This window comes from Massilia sp. BKSP1R2A-1, from assembly GCF_050586525.1.
GTDB lineage: Bacteria > Pseudomonadota > Gammaproteobacteria > Burkholderiales > Burkholderiaceae_D > Telluria.
Genome location: NZ_JBOBRE010000012.1, coordinates 101,691 through 125,904, shown reverse-complemented (window position 1 = coordinate 125,904; position 24,214 = coordinate 101,691). Strand labels below are relative to the sequence as shown.

At 65.9% G+C, this 24,214-nt stretch carries 18 protein-coding genes, 1 tRNA gene and 1 pseudogene; 11 read left to right on the top strand and 9 right to left on the bottom strand.

The window, feature by feature from the left end; all coding sequences use genetic code 11:
• The 6 genes from ACQ7JA_RS18390 (at position 1) to ACQ7JA_RS18365 (ending at position 10,535) form a co-directional block, all read left to right on the top strand.
• On the top strand, positions 1-2,391 hold the full coding sequence (locus ACQ7JA_RS18390; RefSeq protein ID WP_430900328.1) for a M1 family metallopeptidase: 2,391 nt from the start codon (positions 1-3) through the stop codon (positions 2,389-2,391).
• A gap of 2 nt (positions 2,392-2,393) precedes the next feature.
• Positions 2,394-2,918, top strand: coding sequence for a DUF6702 family protein (locus ACQ7JA_RS18385; RefSeq protein WP_430900326.1), 525 nt, complete (start codon positions 2,394-2,396; stop codon positions 2,916-2,918).
• On the top strand, positions 2,915-4,972 hold the full coding sequence (locus ACQ7JA_RS18380) for a TonB-dependent receptor (RefSeq protein WP_430900324.1): 2,058 nt from the start codon (positions 2,915-2,917) through the stop codon (positions 4,970-4,972). Before ACQ7JA_RS18385 ends, ACQ7JA_RS18380 begins: the two co-directional genes overlap by 4 nt.
• A 50-nt stretch (positions 4,973-5,022) precedes the next feature.
• Positions 5,023-5,760 carry a 2OG-Fe dioxygenase family protein gene (locus tag ACQ7JA_RS18375; RefSeq protein WP_430900322.1) on the top strand — a complete coding sequence of 246 codons (738 nt, stop codon included), beginning with the start codon at positions 5,023-5,025 and terminating at the stop codon, positions 5,758-5,760.
• A gap of 496 nt (positions 5,761-6,256) precedes the next feature.
• The gene (locus ACQ7JA_RS18370; RefSeq protein ID WP_430900320.1) at positions 6,257-7,411 is read left to right on the top strand and encodes an efflux RND transporter periplasmic adaptor subunit; all 1,155 of its coding nucleotides are present in this window, start codon (positions 6,257-6,259) and stop codon (positions 7,409-7,411) included.
• A gap of 13 nt (positions 7,412-7,424) precedes the next feature.
• Positions 7,425-10,535: an efflux RND transporter permease subunit gene (locus tag ACQ7JA_RS18365; RefSeq protein ID WP_430900318.1), complete on the top strand. Its 3,111-nt coding sequence runs from the start codon at positions 7,425-7,427 to the stop codon at positions 10,533-10,535.
• A gap of 189 nt (positions 10,536-10,724) precedes the next feature.
• Here the strand turns inward: ACQ7JA_RS18365 and ACQ7JA_RS18360 are convergent, their stop codons facing one another.
• Positions 10,725-11,567 (bottom strand): hypothetical protein, encoded by an 843-nt coding sequence (locus ACQ7JA_RS18360; RefSeq protein ID WP_430900316.1) that lies wholly within the window; start codon positions 11,565-11,567, stop codon positions 10,725-10,727.
• A gap of 458 nt (positions 11,568-12,025) precedes the next feature.
• Between ACQ7JA_RS18360 and ACQ7JA_RS18355 the strand changes: the two genes are divergently transcribed.
• Positions 12,026-13,195 carry a DUF2325 domain-containing protein gene (locus ACQ7JA_RS18355; RefSeq protein ID WP_430900314.1) on the top strand — a complete coding sequence of 390 codons (1,170 nt, stop codon included), beginning with the start codon at positions 12,026-12,028 and terminating at the stop codon, positions 13,193-13,195.
• A gap of 64 nt (positions 13,196-13,259) precedes the next feature.
• On the opposite strand, the gene ACQ7JA_RS18350 is transcribed toward ACQ7JA_RS18355, so the two are convergent.
• The 3 genes from ACQ7JA_RS18350 to pepN all read right to left on the bottom strand — a co-directional run bounded on the left by ACQ7JA_RS18350 (position 13,260) and on the right by pepN (position 17,229).
• Positions 13,260-13,335, bottom strand: a tRNA-Thr gene (locus ACQ7JA_RS18350).
• A gap of 99 nt (positions 13,336-13,434) precedes the next feature.
• Positions 13,435-14,436 (bottom strand): class 1 fructose-bisphosphatase, encoded by a 1,002-nt coding sequence (locus ACQ7JA_RS18345; RefSeq protein WP_430900312.1) that lies wholly within the window; start codon positions 14,434-14,436, stop codon positions 13,435-13,437.
• A 147-nt stretch (positions 14,437-14,583) separates the two neighbouring features.
• Positions 14,584-17,229, bottom strand: coding sequence for an aminopeptidase N (pepN, locus tag ACQ7JA_RS18340; protein WP_430900310.1), 2,646 nt, complete (start codon positions 17,227-17,229; stop codon positions 14,584-14,586).
• Positions 17,230-17,422: 193 nt separating this feature from the next.
• On the opposite strand from pepN, the gene ACQ7JA_RS18335 reads away from it, so the two are divergent.
• Positions 17,423-18,076, top strand: a complete 654-nt coding sequence (locus ACQ7JA_RS18335; RefSeq protein ID WP_430900308.1) for a DUF4136 domain-containing protein — start codon at positions 17,423-17,425, stop codon at positions 18,074-18,076.
• A 218-nt stretch (positions 18,077-18,294) separates the two neighbouring features.
• Here the strand turns inward: ACQ7JA_RS18335 and ACQ7JA_RS18330 are convergent.
• From ACQ7JA_RS18330 to ACQ7JA_RS18310, 5 genes and pseudogenes are all read right to left on the bottom strand, one after another.
• Positions 18,295-18,762: pseudogene (locus ACQ7JA_RS18330) on the bottom strand (aminoglycoside adenylyltransferase family protein); the annotation flags it as partial.
• A gap of 10 nt (positions 18,763-18,772) precedes the next feature.
• Positions 18,773-18,913, bottom strand: a complete 141-nt coding sequence (locus ACQ7JA_RS18325; RefSeq protein ID WP_430900306.1) for a hypothetical protein — start codon at positions 18,911-18,913, stop codon at positions 18,773-18,775.
• Positions 18,910-19,884: a quinone oxidoreductase family protein gene (locus ACQ7JA_RS18320; protein WP_430900304.1), complete on the bottom strand. Its 975-nt coding sequence runs from the start codon at positions 19,882-19,884 to the stop codon at positions 18,910-18,912. Before ACQ7JA_RS18320 ends, ACQ7JA_RS18325 begins: the two co-directional genes overlap by 4 nt.
• 14 nt (positions 19,885-19,898) lie before the next feature.
• Positions 19,899-20,294, bottom strand: coding sequence for a methylglyoxal synthase (locus ACQ7JA_RS18315; protein WP_430900302.1), 396 nt, complete (start codon positions 20,292-20,294; stop codon positions 19,899-19,901).
• Positions 20,291-21,211: a DMT family transporter gene (locus tag ACQ7JA_RS18310; RefSeq protein WP_258828271.1), complete on the bottom strand. Its 921-nt coding sequence runs from the start codon at positions 21,209-21,211 to the stop codon at positions 20,291-20,293. Before ACQ7JA_RS18310 ends, ACQ7JA_RS18315 begins: the two co-directional genes overlap by 4 nt.
• A 118-nt stretch (positions 21,212-21,329) precedes the next feature.
• Here ACQ7JA_RS18310 and ACQ7JA_RS18305 point away from each other — a divergent pair, with 118 nt between their 5' ends.
• The 3 genes from ACQ7JA_RS18305 to purD all read left to right on the top strand — a co-directional run bounded on the left by ACQ7JA_RS18305 (position 21,330) and on the right by purD (position 24,207).
• Positions 21,330-22,112, top strand: coding sequence for a DUF2182 domain-containing protein (locus ACQ7JA_RS18305; protein WP_430900300.1), 783 nt, complete (start codon positions 21,330-21,332; stop codon positions 22,110-22,112).
• Positions 22,113-22,201: 89 nt separating this feature from the next.
• Positions 22,202-22,927, top strand: coding sequence for a YebC/PmpR family DNA-binding transcriptional regulator (locus ACQ7JA_RS18300; RefSeq protein ID WP_430900298.1), 726 nt, complete (start codon positions 22,202-22,204; stop codon positions 22,925-22,927).
• Between the two features lie 14 nt (positions 22,928-22,941).
• Positions 22,942-24,207: a phosphoribosylamine--glycine ligase gene (gene purD, locus ACQ7JA_RS18295; RefSeq protein WP_430900296.1), complete on the top strand. Its 1,266-nt coding sequence runs from the start codon at positions 22,942-22,944 to the stop codon at positions 24,205-24,207.
• Positions 24,208-24,214 lie beyond the last annotated feature (7 nt).

Sequence of the window (24,214 nt, the reverse complement as noted above, 5' to 3'; positions counted from 1 at the left end):
ATGAAAATCAAGCATCTGCAGGCGGCGCTGGCCGCTACCCTCTTCGCCGGCGCCACGAATATGGCACAAGCGGCTGCGCAGCCCTTCGACGACAAGTTCCGCCAGCTCGACGAGCTGCTGCCCACCGCGACCGACACCCGCACCGCCTCCGGCGCCCCGGGCCACCGCTACTGGCAGCAGCGCGCCGACTACCGCCTGCGCGCCACCCTGGACGAGAACAAGCGCTCGATCACGGGTTCGGGCACCGTCACCTACACCAACAATTCGCCGGATACCCTGTCCTACCTGTGGGTGCAGCTGGACCAGAACATGTTCCGCAGCGATTCGGACAATCGCCGCATCGCCGGCCTGCCCTCGCGCGACGCATGGCAGGCGCGCGGCAACGACGGCGTCAAGTTCGACACCCTCAAGTCCACGCTCGAACAGCAGCGCTTCGAAGGCGGCATCCAGGTCACGGGCGTGACTGGCAGCGACGGCCGCGCCTTGCGCCACACGGTCAACAAGACGATGATGCGGATCGACCTGCCGCAGCCGCTCAAGCCGGGCGCCCGCGTCGCCTTCAACCTGGCGTGGACCTTCAATATGCCCGAGGCGAACGTGGTCGGGCGCCGTACCGGCTTCGAGAAATTCGACGACGGTAACGACATTTTCCTGTCCGCCCAGTGGTTCCCGCGCATGGCGGCCTACTACGACGTCAAGGGCTGGCAGCACAAGCAGTACATGGGCGACGGCGAATTCACCCTGGAGTTCGGCGACTACGACGTGCAGCTGACCGTCCCGGCCGACCACATCGTCGCCTCCACCGGCGAACTGGCGAATGCCGATGCGGTGCTCACCGGCGCCCAGCGCGAGCGCCTGCGCCAGGCGAAGAACGCGAAGAAGCCGGTCGTCATCGTGACCCAGAAAGAAGCGGAAAGCGCCGAGAAATCGCGTTCGAAGGCGACCAAGACCTGGCACTTCAAGGCCAGGAACGTGCGCGACTTCGCTTTTGCATCGAGCCGCAAGTTCATCTGGGACGCCCAGAGCATCAAGAGCGGCAGCAAGGACGTGCTGGCCATGTCCTACTACCCGAAAGAGGGTAACCCGCTGTGGGAAAAGTATTCCACCGCCGCCGTCATCCACACCATCGAGCAGTACAACAAGTATTCCTTCGACTACCCCTACCCGACCGCCATCTCGGTGAACGGCTCGATCGGCGGCATGGAATACCCGATGATCTCGTTCAACGCCGGCCGCCCGGTCAAGGACAAGAAGACCGGCGAGATCACGTATTCGAAGGGCACCAAGTATGGCCTGATCAGCGTGATCATCCACGAGGTCGGCCACAACTACTTCCCGATGATCGTCAACTCGGACGAGCGCCAGTGGACCTGGATGGACGAAGGCCTGAACTCCTTCCTGCAGTTCCTGGCCGAGGAAGCCTGGGAAAACGACTATCCCTCGCGCCGCGGCGAGGCGCGCAACATCGTCGACTACATGCGCAGCACCAACCAGGTGCCGGTCATGACGAACGCCGAGTCGACCCTCCAGCGCGGAAACAACGCCTACGCCAAGCCGGCCACCGCCCTGAACGTGCTGCGCGAGACCATCCTGGGCCGCGAGCTGTTCGACTTCGCCTTCAAGGAATACGCCGAGCGCTGGAAGTTCAAGCGGCCGACCCCGGCCGACTTCTTCCGCACCATGGAAGACGCCTCCGGCACCGACCTCGACTGGTTCTGGCGCGGCTGGTTCTACACCACCGACGCGGTGGACATCAGCGTCGATGGCGTCAGCGAGTACACCATCAGCACCAAGGACCCCGAGATCGAGAAAGCCTGGCAGCGTGCGCGCCACAAGGCCGAGCCGACTCCGATGATCGACCAGCGCAACAAGGGCATGCAGCGCCGCGTCGAGACCGATCCGGACCTGAAGGACTTCTACAACGAGCACGACGACTTCACCGTCACCAACAAGGACCGCAACGCTTATAACGAAACGATGGCGGGCCTGGAGGACTGGGAAAAAGCCCTGCTCAAGGAAGGCAAGCGCTTCTACCTGGTCGATTTCAGCAACAAGGGCGGGCTGGTGATGCCGCTGATCGTCGAACTCGAACTCAAGAGCGGCAAGAAGATCGTCGAGCGCATCCCGGCCGAGATCTGGCGCACCTCGCCGAAGAAGGTGACCAAGCTCTTCATCCTCGACGAGGAGCTGGCCGGCATCACCCAGGATCCGTATTGGGAGACCGCCGACATCGACACCAGCAACAACGCCTGGCCGGCCAAGCCGACCCCGTCGCGCCTGGAGCTGTTCAAGACCAACCGTGACGCGGGTTCGAACCTGATGCGCGACTTCGCCACGCCACTCAAGAAACCGGCTGAAAACAAACCGGCAGAGAAAAAGGCCGGGCAATGAGCATGCAGCGCTTTCGCTTCAACCTGAAAGCGCTGCTTGCTTGCGCGCTGCTGTGCGTGAGCGCGGCAGCGGGCGCGCACCGCTTCCACATGGGGATCACCGAAGTCGCCTTCAATCCGCGCACCGGCAGCACGGAGATCGTCCACACCTATATGGCGCATGACATCGAGGCACTCCTCATGAATCTGTACCAGCGCCAGTTCGATCTCACCGATCCGGACGACCAGCAGGTGCTGCGCAAGTACGTCGAGGAGCGCTTCGCGCTCAAGGGAAGGGACAACAAGCGCCTGCCGGTGCGCTGGGTCGGCATGACGGCCGATTCGCAGAGCGTCACCATCTACCAGGAACTCGAGAACGCACCGCTGTCGAAGACCGTGAGCATCCGCCACGGCGTGCTGGCCGACTTCCTGCCGGACCAGGTCAACACCGTCAACCTCAACGACGCGGGCAGGATCCGCTCGCTGACCTTCACCATGAACACACCCGAACAGCCGACGGCGCAAGCCGTACAACAACACACTCAATGACCACGATTCGCATCTCCCCCATCGCCGCCGCGCTCACAGCGCTCTTTTTCCAGGGCGCCGCCAGCGCCGACGACTTCGTCCTGCAGCGCGTGCTGGTCGAGGGTTCGCGCATCAACCAGATCGGCAGGACCGATTCGGCCAGTTCCGGCACCGTGGGCGCCAAGGACCTGGAAAACCGCACCGTCTACCGTCCGGGCGAGCTGCTCGAGGCCACGCCCGGCCTGATCGCCAGCCAGCACAGCGGCGAAGGCAAGGCCAACCAGTTTTACCTGCGCGGCTTCAACCTCGACCACGGCACCGACCTCGCCACCTGGGTCGACGGCATGCCGGTCAACCAGCGCAGCCACGCCCACGGCCAGGGCTGGACCGACCTGAACTTCCTGATCCCGGAACTGGTCACCCGCCTCGACTACCGCAAGGGCCCCTACTCTTCGCTCGATGGCGACTTCGCTTCCGCCGGCAAGGCCTCGCTGGCCTATGCCAGCCGTTTGGTGGCGCCGGTGGCGACCGTCACGCTCGGCCAGGACGAGTACGCGCGCACGGTGCTGGCCGCTTCGCCCGAAGTCGCGGGCGGCAACCTGCTCTACGCGCTGGAACTGATGAAGAACGACGGTCCCTGGACCCGTCCGGACGGCTACCGCAAGGTCAACGCCGTGCTGCGCTACAGCCGCGGCTACTCGAACAATGGCTGGACCGTCACCGCGATGCACTATCAGGGCCATTGGAACAGCACCGACCAGATCCCGCTGCGCGCCGTCCAGAACGGCCAACTGGGCCGCTTCGATGCGATCGACCTGAGCGACGGCGGCGAGGCCAAGCGCAGCAGCCTCTCCGGCAACTGGCGCCGCACCACGGACGATTCGGCGACGGCCCTGAACGCCTATGTGATCCGCAACCAGCTCGACCTGTATTCGAACTTCACCTACTTCCTGAACGATCCGGTAAACGGCGACCAGTTCGCCCAGCCTGACCGCCGCGTGACGACGGGCCTGGACGGCAGCCACACCTGGCACTTCTGGAAGAGCGCGGACGGCAAGCGCGCCTCCGACATGACGGCCGGCTTCCAGCTCCAGAACGACAATATCTTCAACGGGCTGTATGACACCCGCGCGCGCCAGCGCATCGCGACCACGCGCGAAGACCACATCGTCGAGACCAGCGGCGCCGTCTACCTGGAGAACGCGACCATGTGGAGCGACGCGCTGCGCACCGTGGTCGGCGTGCGCGCCAACCGCTACCGCTTCAATGTCGATGGCGACCGCCTCGAGAACTCCGGCCGCGCCTACGACACGCTGGTGACCCCGACCCTCAGCGTCGCCTACGCGCCCTGGAAGCACACGGAGCTCTACCTCAACTACGGCCACGGCTTCCACAGCAACGACGCGCGCGGCACCGTGGCGAGCGTCGATCCGAAGACGCTCGACCCGGTCGACCGCACGCCCGGCCTGGTGCGCTCGCGCGGCATGGAACTGGGCCTGCGCACGGTGGCGATGCCGAAGATGGAAACCACGGTGTCGGTCTACCGCCTGGACTTCGCTTCCGAGCTGACCTATATCGGCGACGCCGGCAACACCGAGGCCGGGGACCCGAGCCGCCGCTACGGTGTCGAGCTGTCGAACATCTACCGTGCGAACAAATGGGTGTCGCTGAACTTCGACGCGGCCTATGCGCGCGCCCGTTCGCGTGGAGGAAACCCGGATGGCGACCGGATTCCGGGCGCCGTCGAGGGCGTGGCCCAGGTCGGACTGACGGTGGACCGCGTGGGTCCGTGGTCGGGCGCGCTGCGCCTGCGCTACTTCGGCCCGCGTCCGCTGATCGAGGACGACAGCGTGCGCTCGCACGCGAGCACCACGCTCAACGGCCGCATCGGCTACCGCATCGGCAAGGACATGCGCCTGGAACTGGAAGGATTCAATTTGACCAACCGCCGCGACTCGGCGATCGACTACTACTACGAGTCGCGCCTGGCGAACGAGGCGCAAGGCGTGGAAGACATCCACTTCCACCCGATCGAGCCACGCACCTTCCGTCTCACCTTCGTCAAGAACTGGTAGGAATTGCCCCGGGTCAGACCGGCAGCGTTGAAAAATGCTACGCTAGCCGGATGACTACCCGTGAATTACCCTACACCGATCCGTCGCAGCTGACGGATGCGCTGCGCGGCGAGGGCTATGCCCTCCTGCGTCCCCTCGACGTGGCCCGCCTGGCGGGCTGCACCCTCGACGAGCTGCAGGCCCTGGCCCCGAGCTGGGACAGGCTCGAACTCGACAACTACCTCAAGGACGGCGGCCGCTACCGGCGCCGCCGCCACTCCTGCTTCATCGACGACGGCGAACGGCTCGCACAGACGCCGCACCGCGCGCACTGGCAGCCGGTCGAGTACAACGCCCTGCACGGCGGCATGCACCGCCTGTTCGAACCGGTCGAACCGGGCACCGTCGCCAACCCGGCCTGGGAGCGCCTGGTGCGCGCGCTGGGCGCCGTCTGTTCCCAGGTACGCGGCCAGCAGCCCTGGTACGTGGAAGCGCACCAGTTCCGCATCGATACCGCCGACGGCATCGGCCGTCCCACCCCGGAAGGCGCCCACCGCGACGGCGTGGACTTCGTCGCCGTCATCCTGATTGGCCGTACCGGCATCAAGGGCGGCGAGACGCGCGTGTTCGAGGCCGAGGGCCCGGCAGGCAAGCGTTTTACGATGCTGGAGCCCTGGACCCTGCTCCTGCTGGACGATGCGGCCGTGATCCACGAGTCGACGCCGATCCAGCCCTTGGCCGGGCATGGGCATCGCGATACCCTGGTGCTGACCTGGCGGGCCGGCGCATTCCAGGGCGCCGATGCCTGATTGGGTAGGGTGGTCGGCTTCGCCGACCGCGCGTTCAACTCCCTGATGAATGGATGCGGCGCGGGCTGTTCACGCATGGTTTGAACGCGTGGGCGGGGGACCGCCCACCCTACGGTCCGTCGCATATTCACCGAATCGCACAAAAAAAGCGCCCGCGAACCTTGCGGCTGGCGGGCGATAATCCAATTTCGGAGAAACTGGAGGAGACGGTTTCAATATAACCCAGTTTTTTGTGCACCGCAATACAGTAGAACTACGTAGCTTGTTTCGTTCAGGAAGCGTTTCCATTTGAGATAGATCAATGTTATTTGCTGCATCGCACAAATTTCACTTTTCCTGCCCACCCTCCCACGTACCGGCCTCTCTCTTTAGCAATATCCTTTTGTAGAGCGCCGCCTCCATCCTCGCGAACGGTACTGGCAAATATCTCCCGGCACGCGTATCGTATTGCAACTTTGATACACTCCTCAGCTTGACCTGTAGCCTGCCAACGACTATGCCAACCCTCCGCCGTCTTCCCCCCGTTCCCGTGGTCGCCGCCGCCGGCGCGACCCTGTGCTTCGCCCTCGCCCTGGCCATTCCTGAGCGCGCCAGCGCCAAGGACGAGAAGCCTGCCGCGCCGACGCCGGCGCTGACCGTCACCACCGGCCTGCCCTCGACCGCCTCGCTGCCGGTCGGCCTGACCGCCAACGGCAGCGTCGCCGCCTGGCAGGAAGCGGTGATCGGCAGCGAATCGAACGGCCTGCGCCTGAGCGAGGTGCGGGTCAACGTGGGCGACGTGGTCAAGAAGGGCGAGACCCTGGCCGTGTTCGCGAGCGACACCGTGCGCGCCGACGTCGAGCAGGCGCGCGCCGTGCTGCAGGAAGCCCAGGCCAACGCCGCGGCAGCCAAGGCCGACGCTGACCGCGCGCGCAACCTGAAGAGTTCGGGCGCCCTGAGCGAGCAGCAGGTCACCCAGTACCTGACAACCGAAGCCACCGCCCGGGCGCGCGTGGCTTCTGCCCGCGCCACCCTGGAACAACAGCAGCTGCGCCTGCGCTACGCCACCGTGGTGGCCCCCGACAGCGGCATCATCTCGGCGCGCAGCGCCACCGTGGGCGCCGTGATCGGCCCGGGCACGGAGATGTTCCGCATGATCCGCCAGGGCCGCCTCGAGTGGCGCGCCGAAGTGACCTCGAATGACCTGGGCCGCATCAAGCCCGGCATGCGCGCCCAGGTGCGCGCCGCCAGCGGCGTCGAGATCAGCGGCAAGGTGCGCACCGTGGCGCCGACCGTGGACCCGCAGACCCGCCTGGCCCTGGTCTACGTCGACCTGCCGCCGTCGATGTCCGCCAACGCGCCGCTCAAGGCCGGCATGTTCGCCAGCGGCCGCTTCGAATTCGGCGCCACCAATGCCCTCACGGTGCCGCAGCAGGCCGTGGCCGTGCGCGACGGCTTCAGCTATGTGTTCCGCCTGAACCGCGACAGCCGCGTGAGCCAGCTGAAGGTCACCACCGGCCGCCGCCTCGGCGACCGCGTCGAGATCGTCGGCGGCCTGGCGGCAGATGCGCCGATCGTCATCAGCGGCGCGGGCTTCCTGAACGACGGCGATCTGGTACGCAACGTCGCTGCCCCAAGCGCCGCGCAGCCTGCCCGCCAGGCGGCGCGCTGAGCGGAGACATTCCATGAACTTCTCCGCACTATCGATCCGCAACCCGATCCCGGCGATCATGCTGTTCGCCCTGCTGACGCTGGCGGGGCTGCTGGCCTTCAAGGCCAACAAGATCCAGGACTTCCCGGACATCGAACTGCCGATCGTCACCGTCGCCGCCACCCTGGAAGGCGCGGCGCCAGCCCAGCTGGAAACCGAGGTCGCGCGCAAGATCGAGGACTCGGTCGCCACCCTGCAGGGCGTCAAGAACATCTATACCAAGGTGCTCGACGGCGTGGCCACCATCACCGTCGAGTTCATTCTCGAGAAGGACCTCGCCGAAGCCGTCAACGACGTGCGCGATGCGGTGGCGCGGGTACGCGCCGACCTGCCGCCCGAAATGCGCGAGCCGAGCGTGACCAAGGCCGCCACCGCCGGCCGGGTGGTGATGACCTTCACCGCCGAAGCGGCCAAGGGCGCGCGCATGGACGACCAGGAACTGAGCTGGTTCGTCGACAACGACGTTTCCAAGCGCCTCCTGAGCGTGCCGGGCCTGGGCTCGGTCAAGCGCGTGGGCGGCGTCACCCGTGAGGTGCGGGTAGAACTCGACGACGCACGCATGGCCGCGCTGCAGGTCTCGGCCCTGGACATCTCGCGCCAGCTGCGCAACGTCCAGCGCGAGGCGCCGGGCGGACGCGGCGACGTCAGCGGCGCCGAGCAGTCGGTGCGCACCATCGCGACCGTGCAGTCGGCCCAGGAACTGGCCCGGATGGACATCCCGCTCACCGATGGCCGCCACGTGCGTCTCGACCAGGTGGCCACCGTCACGGACACCGTGGCCGAGCCGCGTGCCATCGCCCTGCAGGACGGCCGCAAGGTGGTCGGCTTCGAGGTCTTCCGCACCCGCGGCGCGGGCGAGGTCGACATCGCTGAAGGCGCGCGCGCGGCCGTGGCCCAGCTGCAGAAAGAAAATCCCAACGTCGTGCTGCGCGAGGTGATCGACAACTCGGCGCCGGTCGAGGAAAATTTCGACGCATCGATGGAGATGCTGTACGAAGGTGCGGTGCTGGCGGTGCTGGTGGTGTGGTGGTTCCTGCGCGACTGGCGCGCCACCCTGGTGGCTGCCGCCGCCCTGCCCCTGTCGGCGATTCCCGCTTTCCTGGGCCAGTACCTGTTCGGCTACACGCTGAACATGGTGACCCTGCTCTCGCTGGCCCTCGTCATCGGCGTGCTGGTCGACGACGCCATCGTCGAGATCGAGAACATCTCGCGCCACCTGCGCATGGGGAAGACGCCGATGCAGGCCGCGCTGGAAGCGGCCGACGAGATCGGCATGGCGGTGATCGCCACCACCTTCGCCCTGGTCGCGGTGTTCCTGCCGACTGCCTTCATGGGCGGCATCCCGGGTAAATTCTTCAAGCAGTTCGGCTGGACCGCGGTGCTGGCGATCCTCGCCTCCCTCGTCGTGGCGCGCCTCTTGACGCCGATGATGGCGGCCTACATCCTCAAGCCGTCGAAACACCACGGCGAAGAGAAGGACGGTTTCATCATGACGCGCTACATGCGCGCCATGCAGTGGTGCCTGCGCCACCGCCTGGCGACCGCCATCGCGGCCGGGCTGTTCTTCATCGGCTCGATCGCCCTGGTGCCGCTGCTGCCGACCGGCTTCGTGCCGCCGGCCGACCGCTCGCAGACCCTGATCACGGTCGAGCTGCCGCCCGGCTCCACGCTGGCCGAGACCTATGCCCTGGCCGAACAGACCCGCAAGGCGGCGATGGAAGTGCCCGGCGTGAAGAGCGTGTTCAGCTCGATCGGCGGCGGCTCCAGCGGCGACGCCTTTGCCCCGGGCGCCGCGGCCGAGGCGCGCCGCGCGGTGATGACCGTGACCACGATCGACCGCGATGAACGCGACGTTGGCCTGTCCAGCATCGAAAAGGCCCTGCGCGAGAAGGTCGCGCAGATCCCGGGGGCGCGCTTCAACGTGGGCGCCAACGACACCGGCACCAAGATGCAGCTGGTGCTGCGCAGCGAAGACCCGCAGGCCTTGACCACCATCGCGCGCCAGGCCGAGCGCGAGCTGCGCACCCTGCAGGGCATCGGCAACGTCAGCTCGAGCGCTTCGCTGGTGCGCCCCGAGATCATCGTGCGGCCTGACTTCGCGCGCGCCGCCGACCTCGGCGTGACCGCCGCCGCGATCGGCGAGACCGTGCGCGTGGCCACGGCCGGCGACTACGACCTGTCGCTGGCGAAGATGAACCTGTCCGAGCGCCAGGTGCCGATCCGCGTCAAGCTGCCCGACAGCGTGCGCGCCGACCTCGACGCGCTGGGCCGCCTGACGGTGCCCGGCTCGCGCGGCCCGGTGCTGCTGGCGAACGTCGCCACCATCACGATGGAAAGCGGCCCGGCCCAGATCGACCGCCTGAACCGCACCCGCAACGTGACCCTGGACGTCGAGCTGCAGGGCCGCTCGCTGGGCGACGTGAACACCGAGGCGCGCGCCCTGCCGGTGTTCCAGAACCTGCCGCCGAACGTGCAGATCGCGGAACTCGGCGACGCCCAGGAGATGGCGGCCCTGTTCGCCAGCTTCGGCGTGGCGATGCTGATCGGCGTGCTGTGCATCTACGGCGTGCTGGTGCTGCTGTTCAACGACTTCATGCAGCCGGTGACCATCCTGGCCGCGCTGCCGCTGTCGATCGGCGGCGCCTTCGTGGCACTGTTGATGACCAATAGCGCGCTGTCGATGCCGACCATGATCGGCCTGATCATGCTGATGGGGATCGTGACCAAGAACTCGATCCTGCTGGTGGACTACGCGATCCTGGCGCGCGAGGCGGGCATGAACCGCTTCGACGCCCTGGTCGACGCCTGCCACAAGCGCTCGCGCCCGATCGTGATGACGACCATCGCCATGGGCGCCGGCATGCTGCCGCTGGCGCTCGGCCTGTCGGGCGACCCGAGCTTCCGCGCGCCGATGGCGATCGCCGTGATCGGCGGCCTGATCACCTCGACCCTGCTGAGCCTGCTGGTGGTGCCGGCCGTGTTCACCTATGTGGACGACTTCGAGCACCTGATGAAACGTGGGATGGCGAAGCTGCGGCGCAAGCCGGCGCACGTGCCGGAAAAGGAAGCGGTGTCGGTCAAGTAGGGTGGACGGGTCCCCCGTCCGCGCGTTCAACCAGCATGAAATTGGACGATGCGCCAATTTGCACCATATATTTGAACGCGCGGACGGCGAAGCCGCCTCTCGTGGCCCGGTCCACCCTACAAACGCATAAAACAAAACCCCGGCAAGCGCGAGCCTGCCGGGGTTTTTGCTTGCCTGAACCCGAAGGGATCAGTCGCGGTAGTCGCGATAGTAGCGGCGATCGCTGCTGCTCGAGCTGCTCAGCAGCTTGGCCAGCAGGAAGCCGACTGCGCCGGCGACCAGCAGGGCGGTGCCCGGGTTGGTCTTGACGTACTCGGTGCCTTTTTCCGAGTAGGCGCTGTAGGTCTCGCCCAGCTGGCCCTTGCGTTGGCCCAGGCTTTCCGATGCGCCGCTCAGCATGCCGCTGATGCGGTCGACGCCGGCGTGGGCGGTGCTGACCAGGCGGTCGACCAGCGGCTGTGCTGCCTGGCCGGCCTTGTCGATGGTCTGGTGCAGGTTGTCCGGCGACATGGCCGCCATCGCGCCCTTGATGCCGCCCGACGACGACTGCGACTGCGACTGATCGCCGCTGTCCGACGACTGCTTCGAGCTGGAGCTCGAGCTCAGGCTGCTGCTCAGGTTGTTACCCGAGGAGCTGCCGGTGCTGCTGCCGCTCGAGCCCAGGGCGCTGTTGCCGCCGCTGGTGCTGCTCAGGCTGCCGCTGCTGCCAGCTGCGCTGGAGCCCGACGAACCGCTCTGCTGGCTGCCCAGCGCGCTGCTGCTGCCCAGGTTGCCCGAGCTTTGCGAGCTGCTTTGCTGGCTGCCGGCATTGCTGGTGCCGCCGACCGAACCGCTGCTGCTGCCGGTGGCAGGCTTGGCGGTGCTCGGCGAGGCGTTGGCGCTGCCGAGGCTGCCCGACGAGCCGCTCTGGCTGTTGCTCGAAGCGCTGCTGCCCTGGCTCAGGCCGGAATTCTGGCTTTTACCGATGCTCGAACCCAGACCATCGCGGCTTGCGTCGCTGCCTTTTCCCTCGGTAGATTTCTGATTATCCATGATGTATCCCTTGTAAAAATGTAGACCAACGCGAAGTAGACCGATACTCGACTATCACCACATTCTTCCTCGATTCCGCCTGAAACAGAATGAAGGGACGAAATGGGCATGCGCTACATCAATGTGGCACCTTGGTTCTTGCCTTAGGTCACGCCTTCGTTGTCGTGACCTAAAGCAAGCGCAAAAGTTCCACCATTAGCGCTGACGGCCATCTCGTCGCTGCTGAAGCGGTCGCCTGTGGCGGTCCGAATCGCGCGCAGTATCGGACACTGCGTCGCGATACAAAAAATACAATGCCCGGCCTGTCTCCACAGTGCGTTGACTAACAGAGCCGTCCTGCCGGGTTGGCGCACGCCTGCGAATCCACTTGCATCCTTTCTCATCCGCGCTACAATGCAAATGATAATCATTATCAATTGAGAGTGCTCCGGCGCCTCCCGCATTGAAAGGAAACGCGCATGTGCGACAAACACGCTTCCCTGCATGAATCCTGCGCCACCGGTTCACGCCGCCGCCGCGTGTGGGAACTGAGTTCCACCAGCCATTGCCCGCTGGTGGGCGTGGCCCTGCCCCTGGGTGCCCTGCGCAAGCTGGTAGAGCGGGTCACGGGCGGCCGGCTGCTGCACGACGACTACGACATCCACGTCGGCGCCGTCAGTGAGTGCGCACTGCGCAATCCCCTGTCGGAGGCGCTGCAGAAGGAGCTGGAGCGGCGCTACGCCGGCGACATCGCCCGTTTTCGCGCAGCCAGGAGCACTGAAGAAGTCGGTGCTCTCTGGGCGAAGGCGGTCGCGGCCGGCAACGTACCCGGCGCCTTCTGGGCCGGCCTGACCCATCCGCGCTGCACGGCCGACCTCGAGCAGCGCATGTGCCGCGACATCCACATGGTGCAGCACCAGGCCGGCGCCTGCGTGCGCGCCGACATGGACAAATACAATGCCCTGCTGGCGGACAACGCCCGCCTGATGCGCGAGCTGGTCCGGGCGCAGGGGCGCTGCCAGCAACTACAGCAGGACAAGGCCGAGATGGCCGACCGCCACGAGCAGCAGATGATGCAGGCGCGCGCCGCCGGGATCGCGAAGGACACCGATATCTATCAGTTGCGCAATGCGCTGGAGCGCTTGAAAGCCGAAGTGCCGGAGCTGGACGAACGCAAGCGCCTCGCGAACCGCCTGGCGCAGATGGAAGAACGCGAAGCGGCCTTGAGGTCCCAGCTGGCCGCGCTGAAGGCGGCTGCCGCCCGGCCTGCCGTGGAGCCGCCTGAAGCACCTGCGCCGGCGCACGAGGCCGCGCCGGAAGCGGTGGAGATCCCGATCCGCCTGGTCAACCGCAGCGTGCTGTGCGTGGGTGGGCGCAGCGGCAGCGTGCCGGTCTACCGCAACGTGGTCGAGCGCGTCGGCGCCCAGTTCGCCCACCACGACGGCGGGCTGGAAGACAGCGCCGGCCAGCTGGACGCCAGCCTGGCCGCGGCCGACCTGGTGATCTGCCAGACCGGCTGCATCAGCCACCATGCCTACTGGCGGGTCAAGGACCATTGCAAGCGCACGGGCAAGCGCTGCATCTTCATCGACAACCCGAGTGTGTCGAGCCTGGTGAGGGGATTGCAGGAAGCGGCAACGCCGGCATGAACGCGCGTGGGGCGGAAATGGAAAAAGCCCGTGTCCTTTGTGGACACGGGCTTTTCTAATTCTTTGGTGCCGCTGACCGGAATCGAACTGGTGACCTTCGCATTACGAATGCGCTGCTCTACCGACTGAGCTACAGCGGCTCTACGCCGGGCGAACCGGACGAAGAGCCGTATTCTAGCAAACAACTTCGCAAACTTGCTAGTCCGACTCGGCAATTTCAGGCGTCGACCGCCAAATAATCACTCCGCGTGATAGCTGGTCACCAGGTCGACCTCGGCCTTGGAGCCCAGGAAGACCGGCACGCGCTGGTGCAGCTTGGTCGGCGGGATGTCCATGATGCGTCCACGCCCGTCGGTCGCGGCGCCGCCGGCCTGTTCGACGATCATGGCCATCGGGTTGGCTTCGTACATCAGGCGCAGCTTGCCCGGCGAGGATGGGTCGCGCAGGTCGGCCGGATACATGAAGATGCCGCCGCGGTTCAGGATGCGGTGCACGTCGGCCACCATCGAGGCGATCCAGCGCATATTGAAATCCTTGCCGCGCGGGCCGGTGGAGCCCGCCAGCATCTCGTCGACGTAGCGCTGCACCGGCGGGTGCCAGTGGCGCTTGTTGGACATATTGATCGCGAATTCCTTGGTCGTCTCCGGGATCTGCATGTTCTTCTCGGTGAGGACCCAGGAACCCATCTCGCGGTCCAGGGTGAAGCAGTGCACGCCGTTGCCGGTGGTGAGCACCAGCATGGTCTGCGGGCCGTAGACCGCGTAACCGGCCGCCACCTGTTGGCTGCCCGGCTGCAGGAAGTCCTGCTCGGTCGGTTCGGCCATGCCTTCCGGGGCCTTGAGCACCGAGAAGATGGTGCCGATCGAGACGTTGACGTCGATGTTCGAGGAGCCGTCGAGCGGGTCGAACAGCAGCAGGAATTCGCCTTTCGGATAGCGGCTCGGGATCTGGCGGATGGTTTCCATCTCTTCCGACGCCATCGCCGCCAGGTGGCCGCCCCACTCGTTCGCTTCCAGCAGGATCTCGTTGGAGATCACGTCGAGCTTCTTCTGCACCTCGCCCTGGATGTTTTCGGTTTCGGCGCTGCCCAGCACCTCGCCCAGCGCACCCTTGCTGACCGAATAGCTGATGCGCTTGCAGGCGCGCGCCACGACCTCGATCAGGAGGCGCAGTTCGGCGTTGATGTTCTGGTGGAGGCGCTGCTCCTCGACCAGGTATTGGGTGAGACTGACGCGTTTCATGGACTTCCTTTGGTTTGGTTTTGAATTCGTTGTTATGTAGGGTGGGCGGCTTGTCCGCCCACGCGTTCAAACCGTGCCTGAGCAGCACGCGTCGCATCCGTGCATGCGGGAGTTGAACGCGCGGACGGCAAAGCCGTCCACCCTACGTTAATTGGCGAGTGCCTTGGTGACGATCTCGCGCACGTCGTTGGACAGGCGCTGCTGCCCCGCCACCTGCTGCAGCGCGGTCTTCATGTGCTGCTGCAGGGCCGGGGTGTAGCGGCGCCAGCGGTCCATGGCGCGGGCCAGGCGCGCGGCGACCTGCGGGTTGATCGCGTCGAGCAGGGTCACGTGCTCGGACCAGAACAGGTAGCCGCTGCCGTTCGGCGCGTGGAACTCGACCGGATTGTTCATGCAATAGGTCGCGACCAGGCTGCGCGCGCGGTTCGGGTTGCGCAGGTTGAAGGCCGGGTGGCGCATCAGTTCGCGCACCTTGGCGATGTCGGTGGTCGGCGCCGAAGCCTGCATCGCGAACCACTTGTCCACGACCAGCGCCTCGTCCTTGAACTCCTCGTAGAAGCGGGCCAGTTCTGCCTCTGCTTGCGGCGCGCGCGCGTGGATCAGGGCGTTCAGGGCGGCCGCACGGTCCGTCATGTTGTCGGCCTGCTGGCACTGGCGCAGGGCCAGGCCGATGGTTTCCTCGTCCGGCGCCGCGTTCAGGTAGGACAGCGCCAGGTTCTTCAGGGCGCGCTTGCCCGCGGACAGGGCGTCCGGGCTGTAGGCGCCCGGCGTCTGGTTGACTTCGTACTGGGCGAGCAGCTCGCCGCGCAGGCGTGCGCCGATGTTGGCGCGCATGAACTGGCGCGCCATGTGCACGGCCAGCGGGTCGACCACGTCGAGCTGCTCGGCGATCATGGTTTCGGTCGGCAGCAGCAGGGCCTGTTCGCGGAAGGCCGGGTCGAGCGACTCGTCCGTCAGCATCTTGCGCATCGCCTCGATGAAGGTGTCGTCCAGGCTCAGGCGGGTGGACACGGGGGCTTCGCCGGTGAGCTTGAGCAGGCGGCCCATGGCGAGGCGCTGTCCGGCTTCCCAGCGGTTGACCGGGTCGCTGTCATGGCTGAACAGGTGCAGCAGGTCGCTGTCGCTGTAGCCGTGCTGGAGGATCACGGGCGCCGAGAAGTCGCGCAGTACCGAGGGCACCGGCTGATCCTTCACGCCGGTGAAGACGAAGGTCTGCTCCGCTTCGGTCAGTTCCAGCACGACGGTGGTGCCGACATCCTTGCCGTCCAGGGTCAGGGGCATGTCGCGGCCCTCGCGGTCGAGCAGGCCGACCGCCACCGGGATGTGGAAGGGACGCTTTTCCGGCTGGCCGGGCGTCGGCGGGCAGGACTGGTACAGGGTGATGCCATAGGTCTGGGCGCCTTCGTCGTAGCGCGCCTCGAAGCGCAGCACCGGGGTGCCGGCCTGGTCGTACCAGCGCTCGAACTGCGTCAGGTCGCGCTCGTTGGCGTCGGCCATCGCGCGGCGGAAATCGTCGCAGGTGACGGCCTGGCCGTCATGGCGCTGGAAGTACAGGTCCATGCCCTTGCGGAAGCCCTCGACGCCCAGCAGGGTCTGGTACATGCGCACGACTTCGGCGCCCTTCTCGTACACCGTGACGGTGTAGAAGTTGTTGATCTCCACAAAGGAGTCGGGACGCACCGGGTGGGCCATCGGGCCGGCGTCCTCGGGGAACTGGGCCTGGCGCAGGGTGCGCACCTGGTCGATGCGGGTGACGGCGCGGCCGGTAGCGGTGCCGATCATGTCGGCGGTGAATTCCTGGTCGCGGAACACCGTCAGGCCTTCCTTCAGCGAGAGCTGGAACCAGTCGCGGCAGGTGACGCGGTTGCCGGTCCAGTTATGGAAGTACTCGTGCGCCACCACGGCTTCGATGCCCTGGAAGTCGATGTCGGTCGCCACGCGCGGATTGGCCAGCACGAACTTCGTGTTGAAGATGTTCAGGCCCTTGTTTTCCATCGCACCCATATTGAAGTCGCTGGTGGCGACGATCATGAAGCGGTCCAGGTCGAGCTCGAGTCCGTAGCGCTCCTCGTCCCAGCGGATGCTGTGCTTGAGCGACTGCATGGCGTAGTCGGTCTTGTCGAGGTTGCCCTCTTCCACCCAGACCTGCAGCAGCGCGTCGCGGCCGTCGGCCAGGCGGAAGGTCTCTTCCTGGCACACCAGGCGCGCGGCGACCAGGGCGAACAGGTACGAAGGTTTCTTGAACGGGTCTTCCCACTTGGCGTAGTGGCGGCCGTCGCCCAGGTCGCCCTCCTCGACCAGGTTGCCGTTACCCAGCAGCACCGGATAGCGTTCCTTGTCGGCGCGCAGCATGACCGTGTAGACGGCCATCACGTCCGGGCGGTCCGGGAAATAGGTGATGCGGCGGAAGCCCTCGGCTTCGCACTGGGTAAAGAAGTTGCCGTTCGAGGTGTACAGGCCGCTCAAGGTGGTGTTCTGCTCGGGGACGCAGACGGTCTCGATCTCCAGCACGGCTTCCTCGGGCGCGTTCGGGATCGTCAGCATGCTGCCGTTGATCGCATAGTCGCGCTCCTGCAATGCGCGGCCGTTCAGGCGCAGCGCCACCAGCTCGATGTCTTCGCCGTAGAGCTCGATCTCGCGCTGGGCGCTGTCGGGATTGCGGCGAATCGTCATGCGGTTGGCGACCACCGTGCGGGCGGGGTCGAGGTCGAAGCCGAGTTCGACGGTGTCCACCAGGTAGCTCGGCGGGGTGTAGTCACTGCGGTAGATCGTCTGGGGCGTATCGGTGCGCATAGGAAAATCCGCGAAGGCAGGTTAAGGTCTGTTGAAGACGCTTATTCTACCAACAAGATTTTCCGGCGCTTGCTCCGTTTCGGACTGTATCGGAGTGTGCGAGGCGTAACCAGGTGTAAATTATTCTGCGAGAATGCTGAACAGAACCTAATATAGACGATCGGAAAAGTCCGCACAGACAATGGAGATAGCAATGAAACGCCTGATGATCGCCGCCGGAGCAGTCTTTACGCTGCTGCTGACGGGCTGCGCCACCACGATCCGCAGCGACGTGACCACCTTCCACCAATGGCCCGCGCAGATCGAGGACAAGAGCTATGTGTTCGAAGTTCCTGCTCCCCAGGATGACACCCTGGAATGGCGTGCCTACCAGGACCTGGTGCGCGGCCAGCTGGCAGCCCTGGGCTTCCGCGACGCCAACGGCGCCACGCCTGCACTGACCGTCTCGATGCGCTTCACGACTACCGACATGCCGGTGCGCGTGGTGGAACCGGTGATGTCGCCGTTCTACCAGCCGATGTTCGCGCCGCGCTTCGCCTACTTCCGCGGCCGCAACGGCGCCATCTACCGCCGCTACGTGGGCGGAGGCTTCTACAGCCCCTTCTACGATCCCTTCTGGAACCAGGGCTACCAGGTCTCGATCGAGCACTACTATCGCCGCGAACTGCAGGTCGGCATCAAGCAGGCCCGCGACGGCAAGCGCCTGTTCGACGTCACCGTGCACAATACCAGCCGCCAGATGTCGACGCCGGCCCTGATGCCGGCACTGGTGCAGAGCGCCTTCCAGGGCTTCCCTGGCCCGTCGGGCGTGGCGCGCCAGGTCGTGCTGGAGCAGAAGGAAGGCTGAATGCTTGCTCGCTGCAGATGAGAACGGGGCTTCGGCCCCGTTTTTTATTGGGCCGTCGAAGTCACGGTTGAGGTCACGGTTGGGGTCAGGTCTGACATTGAGACACGAGCCCAGCAATGGCATGGGATTAAAGCAGAGCCCGTGTCCGAATGTCAGACCTGACACCGGGGTTGTGGTTGTCAGTTTTCGATGTACTGATCGGCGAACCCGGCGCTGGGTGGAATTGGCGCGAATAACCCTGCAGCCGAAGGCCCGACCAGCGCCGTGCTGTGATTGCGGACCTTCGTGAGCAGAATCGCCAAGTCGAAATCGAGCATCTCGGGCCCGATCCGGCCACCGACAATGTCCTCACGGAGCCACTCTCCGAACTGCATCTCACGTCGCGGCGGATAGCGCCATGGCACGACCTCGCCGATGGCGACCACCGTGACCTCCAATGCCCTCAGCAGCGTGGAGCTGCCTGGCGGGGCTGAATGATGGAGAAGCTCGTGCATGAGTGCATTGCGCGTCTGTTCCGCCAGCGGCTGCGCAACCGCCACCATCAGATCGAGGTCGCTGGATGGCTTCAGGCCGCCGTCGACGGCTGATCCGTATAGATGCACCGCCAGCAGCCGATCGGCCAGCCGTGACCGCAGCACATCGCAAACGGCGGACAGTTGCAAAGCGGCTCCTGCCGGGAGAGGCATCCTGCTGAACTTAGCTGAAGTAGGCTTCCGACCCGAAGGTAATCGCCACGATCAGGATCAGCGCGAAGGCCAGCACGATCAGCAGCCGGCCGAACTTCGGTGCGCCGTCGTTCGCGGAGGCGCCGCCGTTTTCTTCGTTCGTGTCCCTCATGGCAGCAGCACCGTCGAACCGGTGGTACGGCGCCCTTCCAGCGCGCGGTGCGCCTCGGCGGCGTCACGCAGGGCGAAGCGCTGCTTGACCTCGATCTGGATCTTGCCGCTCTCGACCATCCCGAACAGGTCGGACGCCATCGCTTCCAGCTTCTCGCGATCCGAGGCGTAGGCGAACAGGATCGGACGGGTGATATACAGGGACCCGCGCGAGGCCAGTTCGCTCAGCGCGAACGGCGGCACGGCGCCGGAGGCGTTGCCGAAGCTGACCATCAGGCCGCGCGGCTGCAGGCAGTCGAGGGAGCGGATGAAGGTGTCCTTGCCGACCGAGTCGTACACCACCGGCACCTTGGCCCCGCCGGTGATCTCCAGCACGCGCGCGACCACGTCTTCGGTGTTGTAGTTGATGACATGGGCCGCACCGTGGCTTCTTGCCAGTTCCGCCTTTTCCTCGGAACCGACGGTGCCGATCAGGTTTACGCCCAGCGCCTTCGCCCACTGGCAGGCGATCAGGCCGACGCCGCCGGCCGCGGCGTGGAACAGGATGGTCTGGCCGGCTTTGAGTTCACAGGTCTGGCGGAACAGGTACTGCACCGTCAGTCCCTGCAGCATCATGGCGGCGCCCTGCTCGAAGGAGATCGATTCCGGCAGGCGCACCAGCAGATGCGCAGGCATCACGCGCGCTTCGCTGTAGGCGCCGCCCGCGCCGCCCGCATACACGACGCGGTCGCCCGGCGCCAGGTGCGTAACGCCCTCGCCCACCGCTTCCACCACGCCCGCGCCTTCCTGGCCGAGGACGGCGGGCAGCGCCATCTTGTACAGGCCGCTGCGGTAATAGGTGTCGATGTAGTTCAGCCCGATCGCGTGGTGGCGCACGCGCGCTTCGCCCGGGCCGGGCTCACCGACCTCGACGTCCACGTACTCCAGCACTTCGGGGCCGCCGGTGGCGGCGATGCGGATGGCTTTCACCATGGTGGATTTCTCCTTCAAGCAGCTTCGCGCGCCGCGATCAGCTGCGACAGCACCAGGCGCGCGGTCGAGACATTGGTGGCGCAGGCGATGTTGTGCACGTCGCAGGCGCGCACCAGGGCGTTGATGTCGGGTTCGTGGGGCTGCGGCGTCATCGGGTCGCGGAGAAAAATCACGCAATCGATCTCGCCCTCGACCAGCTGGGCGCCGATCTGCAGGTCGCCGCCGACCGGTCCGGAATGCTTGCGCTCGACCGTGAGTCCGAGCTCGTTGGCCAGGCGTCCGCCGGTGGTGCCGGTGGCGGACAGGGTGCACTCTTTCAGGAAGTCGAGGTACTCGCCCGCGAGCGAGATCATGTCGTCCTTCTTCTTGTCGTGCGCGATCAGCGCAATCCGGGGTTTGGTAGTCGTCATTTTTTCAGCGAGAGCAAGTAAATCCCAATCAGCACGAGCCCCGTGCCGGCCAGCTGCACGCCTGTTATCGGCTCGCCGAGGATCAGCGCGCCGAGGAAGAGCGTGGACACCGGCCCGATCATGCCGGCCTGCGAGGCGGTGGCGGCGCCGATGCGCTGCACCGCGGCCATGGTCATGAACACGGGGAAGACCGTACAGAATACCGCATTCACCAGCGAGAGCCAGTAAACCTCGGCCGGCTGCACCAGCATGCTGGCCGGGCGCAGCAGGAAGAACTGCAGCAGGCAGGCCACGCTCGACACGCACATGGCGTAGGCCACCAGGCGCAGCGAGCCGATGCGGCGCACCATCTCGCCGGTGCCGAGCAGGTAGAAGGCATAGCTCAATGCCGATCCCAGCACGAACAGGGAGCCGAGCACGGTGCTGCCCGCGCCGCCGGCCAGGTCGTGCACGAAGACCAGCACGATGCCGCAATAGGCCAGCGCCAGCGCGGCCCACTCGGCGGGACGCACGCGGCGCTTGAACACCATTACGTTGATGAGCAGGACGAAAGTCGGGGTGAGGAACAGGATCAGGCGCTCGAGGCCGACCGAGATGTGCTGCAGGCCGAGGAAGTCGAGGTAGCTCGACAGGTAGTAGCCGACCAGGCCGAGGCCGGTGATGCGCCAGCGGTCCTGCGAACTGAGCGGCGGTCCGACACGCATCTTCCACACCGCCACGGCGATAAACACCGGAAGCGAGAACAGCATTCTGAACGCGATCAAAGTCACTGCATCGATGTGGTAGCGATACAGCAGTTTGGCCACGATCGCCTTGGTGGAAAAGAGGACCGCGCCGGCGATGGCGATCGACAGGCCGGCGAGGACGGTGGCGCGTGGTAAAGGCGCAGCGGAATTGGCGGAAGCAGCATCGGTCATCCGACGATTGTAGGAGGAAATGGCGGCGCTTGCCGACGACGGGCTGGAGGGGAAGGGAGAACGGCGCCGACGACGCGTTGTCGAACAGCGCAGGTCAGCTATTCAAGGGAGATATGAGATGAATGCATCCGTGCTGGAGGAGCGCGCTGGCCCTCCCCTTGCGATGGCGCTGGCCTGGCTCGTGCTGCTGACTTGCATCTGCTGGGCCTGGCTCGCCTTCCAGGGCGCCCAGCCGGAGCCGGTGCCGGCAAAGCTGTCCGGCCCTGTCCTGCATGGCCCGCTGCCCGCGCCATTGCGCTCCGGCCAGCTCATGCTGGTGTTCGCCATGTGGACCGCGCTGTACGTGGCGCTGATGCTGCCCGCCGCCGTGGGCGCCGTGGCCGCGGTCGACCGCATCGCACGGCGCCGCAGCCTGCTGGGGTCCGGCCTGGCACCCTGGCTGTTCGCGCTCGGCTGCCTGCTGGCCTGGACCGGCTTTGCGGCCATCGTCACCCTGCTGTACTCAACCCTGCACGACGCCGGCATGCTGGACGCCACGCTGGCCGTGCGCCATCCGGCGGCCACCGGCCTGGTGCTGGTGGCCGCCGGCGCCTGGCAGTGGACCTCGTCCAAGCACGCCTGCCTGCAATACTGCCGCGCGCCCTTCCCCGCCCTGCTGGCCGGCTGGGGGCGGGGCCGGCTCGACGCCCTGTGGCAGGGCGCGGAGCACGCGCGCACCGTCCTCGGCTGCTACTGGCTGATCGTGCTGCTGCCTCTGGCGGGTGGGCCGGGCAATCCGGCCATAGTGGCGGCGGTGGGCTTTTTGCTGCTGGCCGAACTGCGACTGAGGGACAGCACACTGGCGGCCTGCCTGGCCGGCCTGGGGATGGTCGCGTGGGGGACGCGACTGTTGTTTCCGTGACATCTCACACCGTTCCCTGGGCGATTTTGCAAGGGGGCCCTATGCTAGAATGTCGGCCACTCTTGCATACCAACTGGGGAATTCTCGACATGGCTGGACACAGCAAATGGGCCAATATCAAGCATAAGAAAGCCGCCACCGACGCCAAGCGCGGCAAGATCTGGACGCGCCTGATCAAGGAGATCACCGTGGCTGCGCGCATGGGCGGCAGCGACGTCAATTCGAATCCGCGCCTGCGCCTCGCAGTCGAAAAGGCGGCGGACGCGAACATGCCGAAGGATAACGTCACGCGCGCGATCCAGCGCGGCGCCGGCGAACTCGAAGGCGTCAACTATGAAGAAATCCGCTACGAAGGCTATGGCATCGGCGGCGCGGCGATCATCGTCGACTGCCTGACCGACAACCGCGTGCGTACCGTGGCCGAAGTGCGCCACGCCTTCAACAAATACGGCGGCAATATGGGCACCGAGGGTTCCGTGGCCTTCATGTTCAAGCACGTCGGCCAGTTCCAGTTCGCGCCCGGCGTGGACGAGGACAAGCTGATGGAAGCGGCGCTGGAAGCCGGCGCCGACGACGTGGTGCAGGACGAGGAAGGCGGCTTCGAAGTGCTGTGCGACCCGTTCGCCTATTCCGGCGTGAAGGAAGCGCTGGAAAAGGCCGGCTTCAAGGCCGAGGTCTCGGAAGTCATCATGAAACCGGACAACGAAACCGTGCTCACCGGCGAAGACGCCGTCAAGATGCAGAAGATCCTCGATGCGCTGGAAAACCTGGACGACGTCCAGGACGTCTACACCAACGCCATCATCGAAGAGTAATTCGGAAAACCAGTATGAAAATTCTCGTAGTCGGCTCCGGCGGCCGTGAACACGCCCTGTCCTGGAAACTCGCCCAATCGGAGCGCGTCCAGACCGTCTTCGTCGCTCCGGGCAACGGCGGCACCGCGTTAGACCCGCGCCTGGTGAACATCGAGATCACCGATCCGGCGGCCCTGGCCGACTTCGTGGTGGCGGAAAACGTCGCCCTGACCCTGGTGGGTCCGGAGGCGCCGCTGGCTGCCGGCATCGTCAACCTGTTCCGCTCGCGCGGCCTGAAGATCTTCGGGCCGACGAAAGAAGCGGCGCAGCTGGAAAGCTCGAAGGACTTCGCCAAGGCCTTCATGCAGCGCCACGGCATCCCGACCGCGAAATACCAGAGCTTCTCGGATGCGGCCCAGGCCCACGCCTACGTGATTGCTACCGGCGCGCCGATCGTCATCAAGGCCGACGGCCTGGCTGCCGGCAAGGGCGTGGTCGTGGCCATGTCGCTCGAGGAAGCGCACGCAGCCGTCGACCACATGCTGTCGGATAACGCCTTTGGCGACGCCGGCGCGCGCATCGTGATCGAGGAGTTCCTGGCCGGCGAAGAAGCCAGCTTCATCGTCATGTGCGACGGCAAGAACGTGCTGCCGCTGGCGACCAGCCAGGACCACAAGCGCCTGAAGGACAACGACGAAGGCCCGAACACCGGCGGCATGGGCGCCTACTCGCCCGCCCCGATCGTGACCCCGTCGATGCACGCCCGCGTGATGCGCGAGATCATCAACCCGACCATCCAGGGCATGGCCAAGGACGGCATCGTGTTCACCGGCTTCCTGTACGCCGGCCTGATGATCGACAGCGAAGGCAATCCGCGCACGCTGGAATTCAACTGCCGCATGGGCGACCCGGAAACCCAGCCGATCATGACGCGCCTGAAGAGCGATTACCTGGCCGTGCTGGAACATGCCTGCAACGGCACCCTGGATGCCGTCGAGCTGGAATGGGACCGCCGCACCGCGGTCGGTGTCGTGATGGCGGCAAGCGGCTACCCGGACAGCCCGCGCAAGGGCGACGTCATCGACGGCATCCCGGCCGAGACCCCGGAATGCGTGACCTTCCACGCCGGCACCCAACAGGTGGGCGGTTCGCTGCAGACCAGCGGCGGACGCGTGCTGTGCGTGGTCGGCCTGGGCGACAGCGTCAAGATGGCGCAGAAGCAGGCCTACGAGACCGTCGAGAAGATCCACTTCAACGGCGCGCAGTACCGCCGCGACATCGGCTGGCGCGGCCTGAAATAAGCATCCG

Coding starts and splice junctions, on each gene's coding strand:
- ACQ7JA_RS18390 (WP_430900328.1), top strand. CDS start 1: ATGAAAATCAAGCATCTGCAGGCGGCGCTGGCCGCTACCCTCTTCGCC.
- ACQ7JA_RS18385 (WP_430900326.1), top strand. CDS start 2,394: ATGCAGCGCTTTCGCTTCAACCTGAAAGCGCTGCTTGCTTGCGCGCTG.
- ACQ7JA_RS18380 (WP_430900324.1), top strand. CDS start 2,915: ATGACCACGATTCGCATCTCCCCCATCGCCGCCGCGCTCACAGCGCTC.
- ACQ7JA_RS18375 (WP_430900322.1), top strand. CDS start 5,023: ATGACTACCCGTGAATTACCCTACACCGATCCGTCGCAGCTGACGGAT.
- ACQ7JA_RS18370 (WP_430900320.1), top strand. CDS start 6,257: ATGCCAACCCTCCGCCGTCTTCCCCCCGTTCCCGTGGTCGCCGCCGCC.
- ACQ7JA_RS18365 (WP_430900318.1), top strand. CDS start 7,425: ATGAACTTCTCCGCACTATCGATCCGCAACCCGATCCCGGCGATCATG.
- ACQ7JA_RS18360 (WP_430900316.1), bottom strand. CDS start 11,567: ATGGATAATCAGAAATCTACCGAGGGAAAAGGCAGCGACGCAAGCCGC.
- ACQ7JA_RS18355 (WP_430900314.1), top strand. CDS start 12,026: ATGTGCGACAAACACGCTTCCCTGCATGAATCCTGCGCCACCGGTTCA.
- ACQ7JA_RS18345 (WP_430900312.1), bottom strand. CDS start 14,436: ATGAAACGCGTCAGTCTCACCCAATACCTGGTCGAGGAGCAGCGCCTC.
- pepN (WP_430900310.1), bottom strand. CDS start 17,229: ATGCGCACCGATACGCCCCAGACGATCTACCGCAGTGACTACACCCCG.
- ACQ7JA_RS18335 (WP_430900308.1), top strand. CDS start 17,423: ATGAAACGCCTGATGATCGCCGCCGGAGCAGTCTTTACGCTGCTGCTG.
- ACQ7JA_RS18325 (WP_430900306.1), bottom strand. CDS start 18,913: ATGAGGGACACGAACGAAGAAAACGGCGGCGCCTCCGCGAACGACGGC.
- ACQ7JA_RS18320 (WP_430900304.1), bottom strand. CDS start 19,884: ATGGTGAAAGCCATCCGCATCGCCGCCACCGGCGGCCCCGAAGTGCTG.
- ACQ7JA_RS18315 (WP_430900302.1), bottom strand. CDS start 20,294: ATGACGACTACCAAACCCCGGATTGCGCTGATCGCGCACGACAAGAAG.
- ACQ7JA_RS18310 (WP_258828271.1), bottom strand. CDS start 21,211: ATGACCGATGCTGCTTCCGCCAATTCCGCTGCGCCTTTACCACGCGCC.
- ACQ7JA_RS18305 (WP_430900300.1), top strand. CDS start 21,330: ATGAATGCATCCGTGCTGGAGGAGCGCGCTGGCCCTCCCCTTGCGATG.
- ACQ7JA_RS18300 (WP_430900298.1), top strand. CDS start 22,202: ATGGCTGGACACAGCAAATGGGCCAATATCAAGCATAAGAAAGCCGCC.
- purD (WP_430900296.1), top strand. CDS start 22,942: ATGAAAATTCTCGTAGTCGGCTCCGGCGGCCGTGAACACGCCCTGTCC.